The following is a 17,523-nucleotide window of genomic DNA, read 5'->3' as shown; positions in this document are numbered from 1 at the left end:
ATAAGATTGCTTGTGAAATGGTATAAAGTACCTCTTATGAATGGTATAAAATTCATACTACCGTTATTAATAAAGGTATAAGTATTTGCTAAAGCTATAAGCCAGCATTATCATTCTATTTTCCAGCTTTTCATGTTGCTGACAATCTTTTCACTTGAAAGTGTAGAGGTATTTTTATTGCTTATCTTAAGAGTTTTTATGCATATACCAATATCTCTTATGACGTACAACAAGCGCTTTTGATTGATTCATCATAAATATAAAGAAAATTTGCAATAAGCAAATTACATCTTATCTTTTGCATTCAACAAAACAACGAGTAAAGTTTTCATCTAAATCCAAGAATTTTATTTTCAATAAACCATAAATTCTTTACCAATTCTTGATTGAAGTAATGCTTTTTCTTGATAACAAATCTTTTTTTATAAATGGAGCATTACCTTCTATCCATTTTTTATTTCAAATCTTATTTAAGGATCTAGAAATTAGGAGGTATGTTTTTTGAACTGGATATTATGAAGTTTTTTATAAAACCCATTTTCTTTTGCTAGCAATTCTTTTTGAGTACCTTGTTCAATTAGTTGTCCATTTTGTATGACCACAATTTTATGAGCACGAGCAATCGTTGAAAGGCGATGAGCAATAATGATCGTTGTGCGTCCTTTAGTAAGATGGTGAATGGCTTCATTAATTTGTGCTTCGGTGTGTGAATCGAGCGCACTTGTTGCTTCATCAAGAATCAGAATTTCACTATCGTGAATCATTGCTCTAGCGATAGCGAGTCGTTGTTTTTGCCCCCCTGAAAGATTACAGCCATTATCACCTATCTGTGTATCATAACCATTTGGCAAACTCATAATAAAGTCATGAGCATTTGCTGCTTTTGCTGCTTCGATAATTTCGTCATCACTAGCTCCTTCTTTTCCAAGCCCGATATTATATTTAACAGTTCCTTGAAAGAGAAAAGTATCCTGTCCTACATAGGCCATCAGGTTTCTCAGAGAGCGAAATGTTGTGTAGCGAATGTCTTGATCATTAATCAATATGCGTCCTTTTGTGGGGTCATAGAGGCGCATAATAAGGTTGATAAGGGTTGATTTTCCCGAACCGGATGGTCCCACCAATGCTGTCATTTTTCCGGCTTCTATTTCTAGGTTGATGTCTTTCAATATCATTTTGTTATTAGTGTATGCAAAAGAAACATGTTCGAAACGAATAGTTCCTTGCGTTTTATTCAGATCTTTAGCTTCTTTATGTTCTACAACTGTAAGGGGACAATCGAGTATTTCAAACATCGTACGGATATTGACCAAGCCAGATTCAATTTTAACACGTACATTTGCTAGTCTTTTTGCGGGTTCATAAGCTAAAAGTAAAGCAACAATAAAGGACATAAATTCACCTTGAACACCTGCGCGTTGGGTTGCAAGATAACCGGAAAAACAAATAATACCTGCAATGGCAACACCCGTGAGTGTTTCCATAATTGGATTGGTAATAGCTTCGAGTGTTGCAATACTGTTTGTTTGTTTTTCAACATCACAAATGGCTTTGTCCATCCGTTTTTTCATGACTTCTTCTAGTGAAAAGGCCTTGATGATTCGAATACCAACAGCCGTTTCCTGTACGATTTTGATAATTTCACCAAGTGAAAGGAGCTCTTTTTCCATCAAGCTGCGAACGCGTTTTAAAGCCATTCGAACGCCTAAAAAAGCTAGTGGTCCTACGATTAAAGTAATGGAGATTAACACAAAGTTTTGAATGAACATGACAAGCAACAGACCACTAACGGAAAGCAAATCACGTACAAAAGTTGTGATAATAGTATCAATTATATTACGTACGGCTGTTGCATTATGAGTTACACGAACAAGAAGATCAGATGAAGTATTATTATGATAAAAAGAGACTCCTTGTTCCATAAGTCGTGCAAAAATTTTACGCTGTTGTTCAGCAATGATACTGTTGCCTGCTTTGTTTAGAAAGTAAGTTTGGAAAAAAGTTGCAACTCCTTTGAGAATAAAGATAAAAGCAATGAAGCTAGAAATCAAAACAATCATAGGAAAATTTTGTGCATCAATAATCTGATTAACAACATCCCGCATAATCCATGCACTGGTTGCTGTGGTACAAGAAATGATGATCATTGAGAAGATAGCCGCACTGTACCAACGCATATGTTTACGAAAATTTTCTCGTAAAAGGCGGATAATAAGATGTTTGTCGAAAGAGGAAATTTGTTTTTTAGCCATGAAGTGCTTCTATATTCTCTCATTATTTTATGCAAGATTGAAACACTCTTAATTAAAAAGCCCCTTAATCTTTTTTACAAAAATAGTCTTTTCTTTCAAGGCTCATCATATCAATTTCACGACGGCGAGAGTGAAGAATGTAGTGCAAAGTTTCTGTAAAAGGTATAACGAAAATTCGTTGTTCATCATTATTTTTAGTTTTCAATAAAAGATACCGGCGAGTTTCACTATTGTATTTACCAATTTCCGTATTGTGATAGCCTTTGGCACTTGAAATGGCTCACAAAAAACATTTCTGCTTTTTTAATAATTTTTTATGTATCATCTCCATTTGTGATGTGTAAGCAAACAATTTCGCCGCATTGCATGATAAGAGTGCTTGAAATAAGAAGGCCTTACGATGTTTGAGCTTTCTCATTTAATATGCAAAATAACGAATTCTTCTTATAAATCGATCAAGCATTATTAAACTCTTAAAAGGCTTTATACACATTTATAAAACCTTAAAAGCACCACAAAAACTCTATGTGGTGCTTCTAAAAATACCATACGCCCATGCTAATGAGTTGCATGCGAATATTATTCCAATGCAAAACTATTTAGGTGCTATCACCATCATCATTTGCCGGCCTTCAAGCTTTGGCTCCAATTCGATTTTGGCAATTTCACTTGTATCTTCTTTCACACGCTGAAGAAGCTTTAATCCAAGATCTTGGTGAGCCATCTCACGACCACGAAAACGCAAAGTAATCTTTACTTTATCACCATGATCAATAAAGCGATGAACAGCCTTGAGCTTGACTCCATAATCATGGACATCAACATTTGGGCGCATCTTAATCTCTTTGATTTCGATGACTTTTTGCTTCTTACGTGTTTCAGCAGCTTTTTTTTGGGTTTGATATTTTAATTTTCCCAAATCGATGATTTTACATACGGGTGGCTCTGCATTTGGTACAATCTCAACCAAATCAAGTCCCGCATCTGCAGCCATAGCAAGAGCTTCTTGTATCGCAACAACTCCCTGATGTTGTCCCTCATCATTGATAAGCTGAACATGAGGTACCCGAATATCCTTATTTGAACGTGGTCCGTCTTTTTGGGTAGGTGTCATTTTAAACGGTTTACGAATGGTTTATGCTCCTTAAATTTTGATTCAACTACAGTTAATTTAATATACAATTATGCACCTAAAAACAACTATAATTCGTGTTATTTTCATTATTTGATTTATTACTTTTTGGAATGATTTAGATTATAAAAGTTTTCTCTTAATTTAAAGAAATTGTTTTATGGAGGATAAAGAATCATGGATCAACATATTCCTTGTCAGTTTTTTTCGTTTGAGAACACCACACTTGCAGTACGCTATCGCAAGGGGCGCCAATCTCCAGGTTTGGTTTGGCTTCCTGGCTATCAATCCGATATGTTGGGAAGTAAGGCAACGTTAGTTGATCAATTTGCTCAGAAGAATGATTTGTCTTGTTTACGTTTTGATTATTCTGGACATGGAGAATCTGAAGGTGATTTTTTTCAAGGAACAATTTCGCGTTGGGTTAAGGAAAGTTTAGCGACTTTTGAAACCTATTGTGAGGGTCCACAAATTTTGATTGGTTCCTCTATGGGTGGGTGGATTGCACTAAGGCTTGCTATGATGCTAGCACACAAAAATAAGAAGCTTGCTGGCATGATATTGATTGCTCCAGCGCCTGATTTTACACAAACATTGGTGGAACCAAAATTAGGCCCAGAAGAATGGAAGATTTTGGAAGAAAAAGGCTATATTGAACGACCTGCTGTTGATGATACAGAGCCAATGCCCTTTACAAAAAAATTAATTGAAGATGGGCGCGAAAATTGTGTTATGAAAGGATGCATTGATGTTGGGTGTCCAGTCCATATTCTACAAGGGATGGAAGATGAAGATATTCCCTATCAGCATACATTGACTTTACTTGATCATTTACCTCTCCATGATGTAACGTTGACACTTGTTCGTGATGCAGATCATCGCTTTTCTCGTCCACAAGATTTAGATTGCCTTGAAACAGTATTGAGATCTTTTATTAATCAGATTAATGCAAAATAAGGGGTACATTTATTGATGAAGATAAAAATATATGAGCATTTCTAAGCAGCATTTTATTTTTTCTGATCGCTCTGTACCTGTACGGGTGCGGGAAAATAAGTATGCACGCCGTCTTACCTTACGTATTGATGCCAGCAGTCAAGAGATTTGTGTAACAACACCACCAGCGATAAGTCTCTGTACGATTCAAAGTTTTATTGAAAAGCATCGATCTTGGATTGAGGCACGTCTTGCTCGTTTACAAATCTCTCATGAAAATGCTTATCTCAAAGAGGGGGCAATGATTCCTTTATTAGGTGTTTCCCATACCATAAAGCATAGAGAAGGGCGTGGGGTAACAGAAATCCTTACAGCAGATGCGGAGCAAGGACCTAAAATTATTGTTTATGGTCAATTAGAATACCTCCCAAGACGCATTGCTGACGTTTTGAAAAAACAAGCAGCACTTATTATAACACCTTTGGTGGCACATTATGCCCATAAAGTAGAGCGTAAAGTCAAATCAATTTGTTATAAAGATACGAGAAGTCGTTGGGGATCTTGTTCAATAGATAAGCGTCTTTCTTTTTCTTGGCGCCTTGTTATGGCACCAAAAGAAGTTGTGGAATATGTTGTTGCTCATGAGGTTGCTCATCTTGTTGAAATGAATCACGGACCGAGATTTTGGGCTCTTTGTGAAGAGCTATGTCCTGATAGTAAAACGTACCGTGCTTGGTTGAAGGAAAATGCCCATAGATTGCAAGCAATTAATTTTGATTCATATAATTTAGAGGCGTAAAAAACTTTCAAATGAAGGCAACATTTAACGGAACTTTTTGTTGAGTGTTTTGTTGTGTGTGTGCTTGCTCATGTATAATGAGGAAGCCATTGAAGCTCTCAGCACGATTGTTCTCCCCTGCTTGGTTTGCTGAGTGTCTTCAATGTTTTTTCTTTATCTTTTTTGTAATTCAGCGTAATAACCTTAAGTTCCGATGACTTATAAAAAATGGGAAGGGACCTTATGCCTGTTCTTACAGATCCACTTCAGCTACTAAAGAGACTTATCCGTTGTCCTTCTGTTACACCTCATGAAGCGGGGGCTTTATCAACTTTGGAACAATTTTTGAAAAAAATGGGATTTCACGTCGAGCGCCCTATTTTTACGGATAAAAATACAGATAATGTTGAAAATCTTTATGCAAAAATGGGAAATGAAGGACCCCATCTTATGTTTGCGGGTCATACAGATGTCGTACCACCAGGTGCATTGGAAGATTGGACTTATTCACCTTTTGAAGCTGTCATAGATCAGGGGAAATTATATGGGCGGGGTGCTGTTGATATGAAGGGCGGAATCGCTTGTTTTATTGCGGCGCTAGCGCGAGTTCTTGAGAAACGATCCATTAAAGGAATGGTAAGTTTTTTGATTACCGGTGATGAAGAGGGACCTGCTGTTAATGGTACCGTCAAACTTCTCAAATGGGCAGAAAAAAAAGGCGAAAAATGGACCGCGGCTCTTGTGGGGGAACCAACAAGTGTAAAGACTGTTGGGGATGTCATCAAAATCGGTCGCCGCGGATCGATTTCTGGTATCATTACCGTGAAAGGTCGCCAAGGTCATGTTGCTTTTCCAGAGCGGGCTGCTAATCCCTTGCCTTTGGTAAGTAAGCTTATTCAAGCATTGACACAAACTGCTTTAGATAAAGGGACAGAGAATTTTCAACCCAGTAATCTAGAGCTAACAAGCATTGATACTGGTAATTTAGCGGTCAATGTTATCCCAGCGCAGACAACAGTTCATTTTAATATACGCTACAATGATCTTTGGACAAAAGAAACACTGATGAAGGAAATTGAAAAGCGTCTTGCTTTGGTGCAATCAAAAAACAATGGTGACCAATATCCCTCTTATCAGCTTGAATGGATTCCAAGTTTAGGAGATGTTTTTTTGACCAAAAATGATAAACTCATTCAAACTTTATCCAATGCTATTAAAAGTGTAACAGGGAATATACCAGAATGTTCCACTTCTGGTGGTACTTCAGATGCGCGATTTATTAAGGATTATTGCCCAGTGATTGAATTTGGCTTACCAGGGCAAACGATGCATATGGTAGATGAGTGTGTGGCCCTTGATGCAGTGGAAACTCTTACTACTATTTATGAGCGTTTTATTATTGAATTTTTTGCATAAAGAAAAGATTTTTGGTTCAAAAATACCTTTATCTTGTTGAGCTATAAGATATTGACATTTAAGGTGTGGTGATATGAGTCTCGTAAGACTTAATATATTAAGTGGTTTTAGAGTAAGTGATGAATATTCTTAAGTTGGGATTCTTGCCTGTAGAGTTTTTAGTTAAGTGAATTACATAATTGGAAAGCCAAGAGAGACCTGCTGGAAGAAGTAGAACTGTTTAGACCATATTGGATTGAAAATATTCGTTCTTTAAAGTGTAGAAAGGAAGTCACACGCAATCATATATGGAAAACAATGAATATTATATCATCATTGTGTGATGACAGGTTGAAGCCATAAAGACACACAAAAACATGCTGCTATTGTCAAAAGTTCGTACAACATAAATGCGCTCATTCACAGCTCATGTTTTGATATGTTTTCTGCACTCTCATAAAAGGTACTTCTTGTTCCAATTAGACTCTCTTAGAATAAAGCCTATAGGAAAAGCGCTTTAAGTTTGTTTTATTTCATATATTTTGCCATGCTTTTTTTGTCCCCAAGAACTTCCGTTGCAAAATCATTACGAGATAGAAGGTGAGCTTATTTAATCAGCTTTAATCTTGGTTATGATAAAGATACACAGAATTTTTTGTAGCAGCACGTTGACTTCTTGAGCCAAGGATTGTCCTAGTATTATTCTCAATTTTTTAATAAAATAACCTTAAAGGACGCGTACAGATACTCATAAGCATTATGCATACAAGTAAGATTATATGGGATTAACGTCGTTTCGCTCGCTAACAAAGCAATCTCGATTCATATCGGGTATATTTGCCATTTGAGTGCATTATTTGTTTAATAAAGCTCGTGATTTTGCTGTGACCTATAAATCAATACCAATCATACAGCCGCGTATCTCAAATAAATATTGGTTCAGTACTTTTTGCGATAACCGCTTTTACATGCCAGAATAGGATAAAAGTATTGCGTATATCTATTTTTTATAATCTCTGAAACAGACATACAATTTCATTGAGGAAAAATATAAAGGTATAAAGGTGAAAATCAGCGTGCTTTTTTACTTTCTTTTTTATTCGGCTTTACGGTTTTCAAAAGTAAATAGAGTAAGATCTTTTTAAATAATCAGAAATTGATGCATGGCTTCATGCTTATTTCTATGGTTCTTTTAATGGTGCCACGATTTCATAAAGAAAAAATACATTATCGTGTTATGCATTCACGTATTTGTTTTAGAGAAATTTTCTCAATGTTTGTCACATTTGTGCTACTACGGTGCTTATGAATGTTGTAATATAAAATCTATAATGCCTCCCCATCTTTATGTTTATGAAAAATAAAGTTAGAGCACCATACACTTTCTAGCTCAAAATATTGCAATAGCTTTTAGCACTTAAGAGTGTTCATAAGAGGCCTTTTTACTCCTTTTTTATAGTTTTTATCCACATGCTTCTCTATTTTTAAGGTGTAAGCAAATGGCGATAACTAACTTGCTATAAATAGTTTTGAAATGAGAGAAGCTCACAATATTCTAATCTCACCTTGCTATGAAAAATGATAATTATGATTAAAATAAGTATGTTGTTATAAAAACTTTAATTTGCAAGTTGGCTGATGATGTGATCAAGAACAATACGTCCTTTGGTTGTTGCTTTTAAGCGTTGGTTATCCACCATTTCTATCAATTCTTGGTGTTGTAAATCGATCAGTTTTTCCATTGGGATACGTTTAGGGCTTAAGGTTTCATAGCGTATAAGTTCTAAGCCTTCGCAAAGGCGTAATCCCATAAGGAGCATTTCATTTGCCTGTTGTTCAGTGGTTAAATGTTCCGTTTCAATACAGCCATGTCCTGTTGTTTCTACCAAATTAAGCCACTGTTCGGGATGCTTTTCATTTATTGTGACATAACGTTCGCGGTTTTCAAGGTGTGATGACAATGTTTTTGAACAGAAAGAGGAATGATTCGATGCGTGCTCAATGAAACGTCCATGTGCTCCTGGACCAAAGCCTGCATATTGGTGATAACGCCAATAAAGAAGATTGTGTGCTGATTCGGCACCGGGCATTGCATGGTTTGAGATTTCATAGGCAGGAAGTCCATGTAGTGCCGTTATTTCTTGAGTAAGATGATACAGATCTGCTGCTAGCTCTGATGGGGGAAGGATAAGTCTTCCTGCATCATGAAGCCGTTTAAAGGCGGTTCCTTCTTCGATCGTCAATTGATAAAGAGAAAGATGGTCCGCTGCTAAATCAATTGCTTGTACAAGTTCAGATTTCCATTGTTCAAGGGTTTGTTCGGGGCGGGCATAAATGAGATCAAAGGATAAACGTGGAAAAATTTGTCGTGCTAAAGCAATGGCACAAAGAGCTTGTTCCACATTATGGAGTCGGCCAAGTTTGCGCAATGCTTTATCATTGAGCGCTTGTATCCCTAGAGATAAGCGATTAACACCTGCCGCACGGTATCCACGAAAGCGCTCTGCTTCCACACTGGATGGATTAGCTTCTAATGTAATTTCAACTTTATCATCGACTACCCATTTTTTTGCAAGTGCTTGCAATAGGGCATCGACAGTTTGCGGCTCCATAAGGGAAGGGGTTCCTCCACCAATAAAAATACTTGTAATATGGCGTGGGCCTATTTTGTGGTATTGCGTTTCTATTTCGCGCTTAAAGGCGGTGACAAAACGTGGTTGATCAACACCATGGATGCGAACATGCGAATTAAAGTCACAATAAGGACATTTAGCTGCACAAAAGGGCCAATGAATGTAAATGCCAAAAGGTTCATTCATGAGAATGCTAAAAGGTTTTCTGCCAAAAGTTTGAAAGCACGTGCGCGATGTGAGAGAGGGGGAATATCATTACGTTTCCAGTTGTGTTTTTGCTCTGTTGACATTTCTCCAAAGGTATTTTCACATCCATCGGGTAAAAAAATAGGATCAAAACCAAAGCCTTTATCTCCCCGTGGAGGCCAAATGAACGTTCCTTCAACGCATCCACGGAAGTAATCTGCATGAGCATCAGGCCATGCAATGCAAATGACGGATATAAAACGGCATTTCCGTTGACTTTTTTCTCGTGCTCCGACTTTTTGGAGTTCATTTTCTATTTTTTTCATAGCTTTTGGAAAATTACGTGTACCATCGGCTTGAATTGCCCAATCAGCGGTATAAACGCCTGGCGCACCCTCCAATGCATCTACCTCTAAGCCTGAATCATCAGATAGGGCAGGAAGTCCTGTTTTTTTTGCTGCTGAAAAAGCTTTAATATAAGCATTTTCTTCAAATGTTTTTCCCGTTTCTTTTGGTTCTGGCAAGCCCAGTTCTTTTGCCGATTGTATTATTAAACCGAAAGGCGTAATTAAAGTAGTGATTTCATGCAATTTTCCGGTGTTATGTGTAGCAATGACAAGTTTTTTATCTGCTATGCTTCTCATATAGATTTCTCCAAAAATGAAAGGGGAATTATTTTTGTGCTAAAAACCGACTTTAATGCTCATACACACACATTTTACATGATATGATTATTTTACACGTTTAATGATATTTTATTCCAATAAAATTTTTTATCTTGTATGAAGATAACCTTGCAAAGATATGAAAGACATCTCTTTATTTATGATAGCATTTTTATGGTAAATTTCCAATTTCCTGCTTGCTCTAAAGGGTGAAATTTTCTATCTACAACGGTTTTTAATCAATCTAGATTCTCTTGATAAGTCCCTACAGCAGACCACTTTACAGATCAACTCTTATCTTAAATATTTCTCACACACTCTAACAAAAAATATTTCCTGCGTAATTTATCAAGCATCACTCTGAAAGGTAGCATTTTACAGCTCAATAGGATAATATATTTTTATACTACTTTAGACTATTTGACCAAACCTTGACAAAACTTATATAAGAGATGAGGATTTTAAAAGTAGTGAAACAATTGTGATGAAGCACAAAACTATTGATAATGAACTAAAATATCTTGATGAACGTTCGCGTGATATTTTTCGCCATATTGTTGAAGCTTATCTTAATGATGGTGAACCTGTAGGGTCACGTAATCTTTCGCGGCTTTTACAACAGACATTATCGCCTGCGACGATTCGCAATGTGATGAGTGATCTTGAACATCTCGGTTTGATTTATGCACCACATGTTTCTGCGGGTCGAATGCCGACACAATCAGGTCTACGCTTTTTTGTTGATGCATTTATGGAAGCGGGTGATTTGCCAAACGAAGAGCGAGAAAATATTGAAATGCAAGTCAAAGAGGCTGGTCATGCACAATCGGTTGAACATTTTCTTGTTCAAGCAAGCCGAGTTCTTTCAGATCTTTCACGTGGGGCAGGGCTTGTTTTAGCAACAAAACAAGAAGGAACATTGAAACATATTGAATTTGTGCGCCTTGATAGGGAGCACGCTCTTGCCGTTTTGGTGACTCAACAAGGTGAAGTTGAAAATCGTATTGTTCATTTACCAGAAGGGGTTACCCATGCACAATTGACGGAAGCAACGAATTTTCTCAATGCCCATATTCAAGGGCGTACATTGAGTGAAGCTAAAGGGGAAATTGCCCGCTTATGCGCAGAAACAAGGGCCGCACTTGATGATTTATCACATCATCTTGTTGAAACGGGATTAGCTCTTTGGGGAGGAGAAGATGCTGATCATAAAATACACCTCATTGTTCGCGGGCGTAGCAATTTACTTGAAGATGTAAAAGCAGAAGAAGATTTAGAACGGTTACGCCATTTGTTTGATGATCTTGAAACGCGCGAGAGTATGGCACAGCTTCTCGATTTAACGGATGAAGGTTCTGGGGTTAGAATTTTTATTGGTTCAGAAAATAAGTTATTTTCTCTTTCTGGTTCTTCTTTAGTTGTAGCACCTTATCGAGATTCACAACAAAGAGTCATTGGTGCTTTAGGTGTTATTGGTCCTACACGGCTTAATTATGCAAGGATTGTGCCCATGGTTGATTATACAGCTCAACTTGTGTCACAGTTATTGCGTTAAAACGATGCAAGTAAGTATTTGTACTATAAAAGCTCATTGTATTATATACATCGCTACCCCTTGATTTTTGTCTGTAGAATTTCGATATCGAGAATAACGAATCTTATGAAGGAATAAAATTTTTATGTCTGATGAAAAAAACAAATTTACTGACGCTTCATTTGAAAATTGTGATTTAAAAAATCCAGCTGATCGTAATACACTTAAACAGGCAGCCGATGAATTTTTAAAAACACATAAAACAGAGGAACACGAAGTCGTTGAAACAGAAAGCAATGAGGTTAGTGATCTTTTAGCGTCTTTGCAGGATGAAAATAAAGAACTGAAAGATCAGCTTTTACGTCTTGTTGCAGATATGGAAAATCTTCGACGCCGTACTATGCGAGATGTGGCGGATGCAAGAGCTTATTCCATTGCTAATTTTGCACGGGATATGTTATCGGTTTCTGACAATCTCAATCGTGCTTTGGAAGCCATTCCAGAAGGTGCACGGGAGAGTGATGCTGGTTTGAAATCATTGGCAGAAGGCGTTGAAATGACTGAACGTGCCATGATGGCAGCATTAGAACGTCATGGGGTGCAAAAAATTCATCCAGAGGGGCAAAAATTTGATCCTCACTTTCATCAAGCGATGTTTGAAATTCCCAATGCTGATGTTCCAGATAATACTGTTCAACAAGTGGTTCAGGCAGGTTATATTATCGGGGAAAGGGTGTTACGTCCAGCTATAGTGGGTGTAGCTAAAGGAGGAGCAAAAGAAGCTTCTGTTGAAGCTGATTCGGCTTAAAACACATCAATAACAAACCTCTATCGTAAAATGCAGTATTCCCTGCAGTTTCATATATATAGGGTCTTTTCTCAAAGAGTTTTTAAAGGGTGTGACAAACACCCTTTTATTTTTGAAGTGGCCAATTTCCTTTTACAATATAGGGAGCCTTATTTAAGGGAGAGGCCGATAACAATAAAACAAAATGATCAACTTCAAAAGGAGGGACAAAAAAATCATTTTGAAAAGATAGATAAGAAGAAAGATCTTTAAGATTAATATCAAATATTCGTGCAAGAGTGATATGCGGAATAAACAGTCTTTCATCAGGCTTTAACTCTAATTTATTCCGAATATATTGCATCTTTTCATGTAAAAGAGTAAGCTTTTCACAAGGTTCAATGCGAACCACAAGAGAATGGGGAGCATTTTCTGAACCAAAAACTTCAAAACCCTTTATCTGTAGCGTAAAAGAAGGAAGTTCTATAGTGTTAAAGGTATGCATAATTTCATCTGCTGTAGAACTTTCAACTTCGCCAAAAAAAGATAAGGTGACATGAAAATTTTGCGGGTTGATCCATTGCGCTTTTGGTAAGCCATTTTGCAATGATACGAGGGCTTTTGTTGTTTGTTGAGGAATCTGGAGAGCACTAAATAGACGACCCATGATATTATCTCCTTATAATGAAAGATGCTATCCCAAGCGCAATATAGATAATAAGGGCGGGGCACGTACCACATAAAACAAGGCAATAGTATAGAAAAAGAATGTCTAAAAAATGCTTACTATAATTATGAGCGTACAAAGCTTATTCGTTTTAAGAAAATGGTTATGACATTGATAAGAATTGCGTTTTCATGATCTGTATCACAATGATGTGCAATGGAAGATTACTTGTGTATTATAAAGGCTACAAAGTTAGCAGAAAATAAGAAAAGTTGATAGATTGTTGATGTGCGAAATTATTTTGACATTTATCTTTAGCCTAAAATAAAGCATATTATAATACAAGGTGAAGAGTTCTCTTTTCTGTAAAGATTTAATTATATGATTAAGTCGGGGAATAGCCATAATACGCAAAACTATTCAAATTGGTCAAATAATATTAGGAAAGGAAGAAAAAAACCAGCATAACAAAATTACTATAAGCTTTTACATTTATGATAATTATACCAATCCATAATGGATATGAATATTGGTATAAAAGCGGGAAGAGAAATTAAAATTCAAAATAATGATGGAAAGTTCCTATTTTCTAAGAATTATCATCCTTGTTTATGATGAAAAAGCACTAGTTTTCCTCTCCAAAGTTGTTATTGATGAGCTTTTCAAGAGCATTAAGAGCATCTGTTGCTTCTGGTCCTGAAACACGAATGGTGAGGTTGCAACCGGATGAAGCCGCTAGCATCATAAGTCCCATAATTGATGATCCGCCAACAATTTTTCCATCTTTTTCAACTTCAACAGTAACATTAAAATTGTCAACAGTTTGTACAAATTTTGCAGAAGCACGTGCATGTAACCCACGTTTATTACAGATATTGAAATGACGACTTATACACGGGAGGGTATCTTTGGAAAACATTGGTATTTTATTATCCGCTAATCATACTTGGTACATTAATATATTTACGCCCTGCTTCTTGTGCTATTCTTAACGCGTCTGATAATGAAATATCCGGACATTTGCGAATAGAAATCAGTTTAATAAGCATGGGCAAATTAACACCCGCAATCATTTCAACGCGTCCTTTTTCAATAGCAGGAATAGCTATATTTGATGGTGTTCCACCGAACACATCTGTTAATATGATGACGCCATGATCCGTATCTGTATCGGTTACTGCGGCTATAATATCACCTCGGCGCTGATCTATATCGTCATCGGGATAAACGCATATTGTTGCGAACTTTTCTTGTACTCCAACAACATGTTCCACGGCATGTAAAAATTCGACAGCCAGCTCACCGTGCGTTACAAGCACGAGTCCAATCATTTACGCAAACTCCTGTTAACTAATAAGACCCAACCATATTGGTGGGAAAGACATTGTACAAGGCTTTATCTTGCTGCCAAGAAAAATTTGCAAAAAAAAGGCAAAAATTGTGATTTTTTTATCTTTAGAAAAAAATTAGACAGATTTTTGCCATATTTTTTTAAACAAAAATGCTTCAATAGCTTGACAAATGGCGGTACAATCGGCTTCACGAAGAGAGGGAAGTTTTAAAAGAGGAATGTGCAAATTTTCAAATTGAAAAGTTTTATTTGTGGAAAAACGTTCATATTCCGGACCGAGAAAAATAACACAATCGATAATTGTGTGCTTTTCAAATTCTATCATATAAAGACCAACGCCACGAATCTCGATGCCGCCCTCTAAATTATCGGGAGTGTATCCGTGAAGCTTTCCATTTTCCGCACGCAACATTGTATAATCATCACTGATAAGCTTCGCTTCACGTTTTGACCACTCAGCGCGGTCAAGCAAAGAAAGGGTGAGGGTTGATTTTCCTGATCCCGATGGACCTATAATTAACAGCCCCTTGCCGCCTAGTTGAAGGCAATTTGCGTGGAGTATTTCACATTTTGTTTTCATGTCTTTTACTTTGGATAAAAGATTTATTTAGCAAGCGGAAGCATAATAGTAAAACGTGCACCAGTTTTACACTTCCCAAGTGTAGGATCAATAATATTTTCGGCTGTAATTGTCCCATTATGAGCTTCGATGATTTGCCGACTAATAGAAAGGCCAAGTCCAGAGTTTTGCCCAAAAGCATCTTCATTTGGTCGATCTGTATAAAAACGTTCAAAAATGCGTTCAATATTTTCTGAACGAATACCTGGGCCATTATCTTCAATGGTTAAAATAAGGGTTGAAGCATGACTTTTCATAGTAATGCAAATTTTGCCACGATTCCGAGGAATAAAAGAACGCGCATTTTCAAGAAGATTTGAAATCACTTGTCCTAAACGGAGTTCGTGTCCCAATACAAGATAGGCTTTTCCATGAGGACGTGGGACAATATTAAGGCTTATATCAATGGTTTGCGTATTACGATACACTTCCTGAACAGCATGAACAAGACTTTCCAAAAGCGGTGTCATATCAACAATCTCTGCGGTTTCTCGTGCAAGCTCTGCATCGAGCCGTGATGCATCAGAAATATCTGTAATCAACCGATCAAGGCGGCGCACATCATGTTGAATAATTTCAAGCAATTTCTCTTGTGCTTCTTCATTTTTAGCCAGAGGGAGCGTTTCAACAGCACTGCGTAGAGAGGTGAGAGGATTTTTTAATTCGTGGCTTACATCAGCAGCAAAGCGTTCAATGGCTTCAATACGCATATAAAGGGCATTGGTCATATCACGAATAGAAGTTGAAAGGTGACCAATTTCATCTTCACGCATTGAAAAATCAGGAATTTCTACACGCTGATTATTGCCATTACGCACTCGATTAGCCGAGGCAGATAATTTACTTAATGGATGGGCAATCGTATGGGCCAAAAAGAGAGAAAGAACCAAAAGTACGCTACCTACAACGGCAAAAACTTTAAAGATAACCAGTCTTTCGCCTTTTACAATGTTATCAATATCGGAACCAGTGGTTGAAAGAAGAAGAGCTCCAACCACTGCGCGATAGCGTTGAACAGGAACGGCAACAGAAACAATTAATTGCCCTTGTCTGTTGCGTCTTTTTGCCGTAGCAAGAGATCCGTTTAATGCGCGGTACACTTCTGGATAAGCAATACCACTGGTTTTTGTTTGTTCTCTGTCAAGAGCAATACCTTTACCATAAAATGCGCTTGAATACCATGAAGTAAGGCGATCCCACATGTTTTGTTCTGTTTTAAGTGGGGGTAAATCATAACTAAAAACTTCTCCACTAGAATAAAGAACGCGCGAATCAAGAAGGAGAGTAGCATCACGATCATAGATACGTGCTCTTGTCGTTTTAGGTGTGATGAGACGCCGTAAAAGAGGGGCAACTTGCTCAGGGTTAATAGGAAAATCCCAAGAATCGGTTGATTGAGGGGCTGGTGTAACGCTTTCACCAGTCTGTAACTCTAAGAGTTTTTGGGGATCAATGAGGATAGAATTTGTATCTACTGTTGCAGAAGCAGCAATAGCCCCAGCAATAATTTTTCCTTGGGTACATAAACTTTTAATTTTTGCTTCAATTAAACCATCGCGAAATTGGTTAAGGTATAAAATGCCTGTAACTAAAACGGCAAGGGCAGCAATGTTTAATATAACAATGCGACGTGTAAGGCTGGAAAAAAGCAATTGTCTAAAGAGACGTTGTATTCGAAGATGCAAACGAGAAAACATAAGAAATGGCGTTGAGGATGTACCATTAACGGTTGTTTTTTGTAAAGTTTCCAGTTGAGAATTGTCTGTCATCGATTTGATTGCCGTTCAAATTTTTGCGACAAAGTAGTTTTATACCTCGTGGAAACGATAACCTACACCATAAAGTGTTTCAATCATTGCAAAATCATCATCCACTTGTTTAAACTTTTTACGCAGACGTTTAATGTGACTATCAATGGTGCGATCATCTACGTAGACTTGATCACTATAGGCAGCATCCATTAAAGCATCACGACTTTTTACAACTCCTGGTCTTTGTGCTAAGGTTTGCAGAATCAAAAATTCCGTAACGGTTAAAATAACAGGTTTATCTTTCCATGTACAGGTATGGCGTTCTTGATCCATCACAAGATCTCCACGTTTGAGAGAAGAGGTGGAAGAAGTTCCTGTAGAAAGCGGTTGGTTACGTGCATTAGAACGGCGCAAAATAGCTTTCACGCGTTCAATAAGAAGACGTTGGGAGAAAGGTTTAGTAATAAAATCATCAGCTCCCATTTTGAGACCAAATAATTCATCAATTTCATCATCTTTAGAGGTGAGAAAAATAACTGGAAGATCAGATTTTTGACGCAAACGACGCAAAAGTTCCATCCCATCCATTCGGGGCATTTTAATATCAAAAATAGCTAAGTGTGGAGGGTGAAGTGTGAGACCCTTGAGTGCAGATGCTCCATCTGTATAGCTTTCAACCCGATATCCTTCTGTCTCAAGCGCAAAAGATAAAGATGTCAAAATATTGCGATCATCATCAACAAGTACAATCGTTTGTGTGATTGTTGGTGTATCTTTCATGGTTTCTTAGACCTTTCTATTGCTGTGGTAGCAAATTACCCACACTTATTTATATGG

The 17,523-nt window shown here is 37.2% G+C and carries 15 protein-coding genes; 5 read left to right on the top strand and 10 right to left on the bottom strand.

From position 1 onward, the window contains the following. Positions 1-485: 485 nt before the first annotated feature. Together ACFILN_RS05520 and infC are read right to left on the bottom strand one after the other, a co-directional pair. A complete protein-coding gene (locus ACFILN_RS05520) occupies positions 486-2,252 on the bottom strand; it encodes an ABC transporter ATP-binding protein (protein ID WP_273790216.1) in 1,767 nt (588 codons plus the stop codon). A 595-nt stretch (positions 2,253-2,847) separates the two neighbouring features. Continuing rightward, positions 2,848-3,366 carry a translation initiation factor IF-3 gene (gene infC / locus ACFILN_RS05515; protein WP_273790218.1) on the bottom strand — a complete coding sequence of 173 codons (519 nt, stop codon included), beginning with the start codon at positions 3,364-3,366 and terminating at the stop codon, positions 2,848-2,850. A 195-nt stretch (positions 3,367-3,561) separates the two neighbouring features. On the opposite strand from infC, the gene ACFILN_RS05510 reads away from it, so the two are divergent. The 3 genes from ACFILN_RS05510 to dapE all read left to right on the top strand — a co-directional run bounded on the left by ACFILN_RS05510 (position 3,562) and on the right by dapE (position 6,514). Next, positions 3,562-4,341 (top strand): alpha/beta hydrolase, encoded by a 780-nt coding sequence (locus tag ACFILN_RS05510; RefSeq protein ID WP_375671044.1) that lies wholly within the window; start codon positions 3,562-3,564, stop codon positions 4,339-4,341. 31 nt (positions 4,342-4,372) lie between these two features. Then, positions 4,373-5,119 (top strand): M48 family metallopeptidase, encoded by a 747-nt coding sequence (locus ACFILN_RS05505; protein ID WP_273790220.1) that lies wholly within the window; start codon positions 4,373-4,375, stop codon positions 5,117-5,119. Between the two features lie 222 nt (positions 5,120-5,341). Further along, positions 5,342-6,514, top strand: a complete 1,173-nt coding sequence (dapE, locus tag ACFILN_RS05500; protein WP_375659788.1) for a succinyl-diaminopimelate desuccinylase — start codon at positions 5,342-5,344, stop codon at positions 6,512-6,514. Positions 6,515-8,112: 1,598 nt separating this feature from the next. Here dapE and hemW read toward each other — a convergent pair. Both hemW and rdgB read right to left on the bottom strand, forming a co-directional pair. Next, positions 8,113-9,312, bottom strand: a complete 1,200-nt coding sequence (hemW, locus tag ACFILN_RS05495; RefSeq protein WP_375643001.1) for a radical SAM family heme chaperone HemW — start codon at positions 9,310-9,312, stop codon at positions 8,113-8,115. Continuing rightward, complete coding sequence (gene rdgB / locus ACFILN_RS05490) at positions 9,309-9,956, bottom strand: RdgB/HAM1 family non-canonical purine NTP pyrophosphatase (RefSeq protein ID WP_273790223.1); 648 nt, start codon at positions 9,954-9,956, stop codon at positions 9,309-9,311. The genes hemW and rdgB overlap by 4 nt, the downstream gene beginning before the upstream one ends. 505 nt (positions 9,957-10,461) lie before the next feature. On the opposite strand from rdgB, the gene hrcA reads away from it, so the two are divergent. Then, positions 10,462-11,532, top strand: coding sequence for a heat-inducible transcriptional repressor HrcA (gene hrcA, locus ACFILN_RS05485; RefSeq protein ID WP_273790224.1), 1,071 nt, complete (start codon positions 10,462-10,464; stop codon positions 11,530-11,532). 124 nt (positions 11,533-11,656) lie between these two features. Further along, the gene (gene grpE, locus ACFILN_RS05480) at positions 11,657-12,319 is read left to right on the top strand and encodes a nucleotide exchange factor GrpE (protein WP_375611384.1); all 663 of its coding nucleotides are present in this window, start codon (positions 11,657-11,659) and stop codon (positions 12,317-12,319) included. A 106-nt stretch (positions 12,320-12,425) separates the two neighbouring features. On the opposite strand, the gene thpR is transcribed toward grpE, so the two are convergent. The 6 genes from thpR to ACFILN_RS05450 all read right to left on the bottom strand — a co-directional run bounded on the left by thpR (position 12,426) and on the right by ACFILN_RS05450 (position 17,466). Further along, positions 12,426-12,965 carry an RNA 2',3'-cyclic phosphodiesterase gene (gene thpR / locus ACFILN_RS05475; RefSeq protein WP_375630573.1) on the bottom strand — a complete coding sequence of 180 codons (540 nt, stop codon included), beginning with the start codon at positions 12,963-12,965 and terminating at the stop codon, positions 12,426-12,428. A 625-nt stretch (positions 12,966-13,590) separates the two neighbouring features. Continuing rightward, positions 13,591-13,884, bottom strand: coding sequence for an HPr family phosphocarrier protein (locus ACFILN_RS05470; RefSeq protein WP_012754483.1), 294 nt, complete (start codon positions 13,882-13,884; stop codon positions 13,591-13,593). Positions 13,885-13,894: 10 nt separating this feature from the next. Continuing rightward, a complete protein-coding gene (locus ACFILN_RS05465; RefSeq protein WP_273790227.1) occupies positions 13,895-14,296 on the bottom strand; it encodes a PTS sugar transporter subunit IIA in 402 nt (133 codons plus the stop codon). Positions 14,297-14,431: 135 nt separating this feature from the next. Further along, positions 14,432-14,896 (bottom strand): HPr kinase/phosphatase C-terminal domain-containing protein, encoded by a 465-nt coding sequence (locus tag ACFILN_RS05460; RefSeq protein ID WP_273790228.1) that lies wholly within the window; start codon positions 14,894-14,896, stop codon positions 14,432-14,434. A 23-nt stretch (positions 14,897-14,919) separates the two neighbouring features. Beyond that, positions 14,920-16,704, bottom strand: a complete 1,785-nt coding sequence (locus ACFILN_RS05455; protein ID WP_273790229.1) for a sensor histidine kinase — start codon at positions 16,702-16,704, stop codon at positions 14,920-14,922. Between the two features lie 39 nt (positions 16,705-16,743). After that, entirely contained in the window at positions 16,744-17,466 is a 723-nt protein-coding gene (locus ACFILN_RS05450; protein WP_005774392.1) for a response regulator transcription factor, read from the bottom strand. Positions 17,467-17,523: the final 57 nt, after the last annotated feature.

Source organism: Bartonella sp. CL434QHHD, from assembly GCF_042195145.1.
GTDB lineage: Bacteria > Pseudomonadota > Alphaproteobacteria > Rhizobiales > Rhizobiaceae > Bartonella.
The sequence above is the reverse complement of the archived record's forward strand: the minus strand, read 5'-3'. Positions and strand labels throughout refer to the sequence as shown.

Excerpts from the sequence above, each read along its gene's own strand:
- ACFILN_RS05520 (WP_273790216.1), bottom strand. The coding sequence starts at position 2,252 with ATGGCTAAAAAACAAATTTCCTCTTTCGACAAACATCTTATTATCCGC.
- hrcA (WP_273790224.1), top strand. The coding sequence starts at position 10,462 with ATGAAGCACAAAACTATTGATAATGAACTAAAATATCTTGATGAACGT.
- ACFILN_RS05505 (WP_273790220.1), top strand. The coding sequence starts at position 4,373 with ATGAGCATTTCTAAGCAGCATTTTATTTTTTCTGATCGCTCTGTACCT.
- thpR (WP_375630573.1), bottom strand. The coding sequence starts at position 12,965 with ATGGGTCGTCTATTTAGTGCTCTCCAGATTCCTCAACAAACAACAAAA.
- grpE (WP_375611384.1), top strand. The coding sequence starts at position 11,657 with ATGTCTGATGAAAAAAACAAATTTACTGACGCTTCATTTGAAAATTGT.
- ACFILN_RS05460 (WP_273790228.1), bottom strand. The coding sequence starts at position 14,896 with ATGAAAACAAAATGTGAAATACTCCACGCAAATTGCCTTCAACTAGGC.
- ACFILN_RS05465 (WP_273790227.1), bottom strand. The coding sequence starts at position 14,296 with ATGATTGGACTCGTGCTTGTAACGCACGGTGAGCTGGCTGTCGAATTT.
- ACFILN_RS05470 (WP_012754483.1), bottom strand. The coding sequence starts at position 13,884 with ATGTTTTCCAAAGATACCCTCCCGTGTATAAGTCGTCATTTCAATATC.
- ACFILN_RS05450 (WP_005774392.1), bottom strand. The coding sequence starts at position 17,466 with ATGAAAGATACACCAACAATCACACAAACGATTGTACTTGTTGATGAT.
- dapE (WP_375659788.1), top strand. The coding sequence starts at position 5,342 with ATGCCTGTTCTTACAGATCCACTTCAGCTACTAAAGAGACTTATCCGT.
- hemW (WP_375643001.1), bottom strand. The coding sequence starts at position 9,312 with ATGAATGAACCTTTTGGCATTTACATTCATTGGCCCTTTTGTGCAGCT.
- rdgB (WP_273790223.1), bottom strand. The coding sequence starts at position 9,956 with ATGAGAAGCATAGCAGATAAAAAACTTGTCATTGCTACACATAACACC.
- infC (WP_273790218.1), bottom strand. The coding sequence starts at position 3,366 with ATGACACCTACCCAAAAAGACGGACCACGTTCAAATAAGGATATTCGG.
- ACFILN_RS05455 (WP_273790229.1), bottom strand. The coding sequence starts at position 16,704 with ATGACAGACAATTCTCAACTGGAAACTTTACAAAAAACAACCGTTAAT.
- ACFILN_RS05510 (WP_375671044.1), top strand. The coding sequence starts at position 3,562 with ATGGATCAACATATTCCTTGTCAGTTTTTTTCGTTTGAGAACACCACA.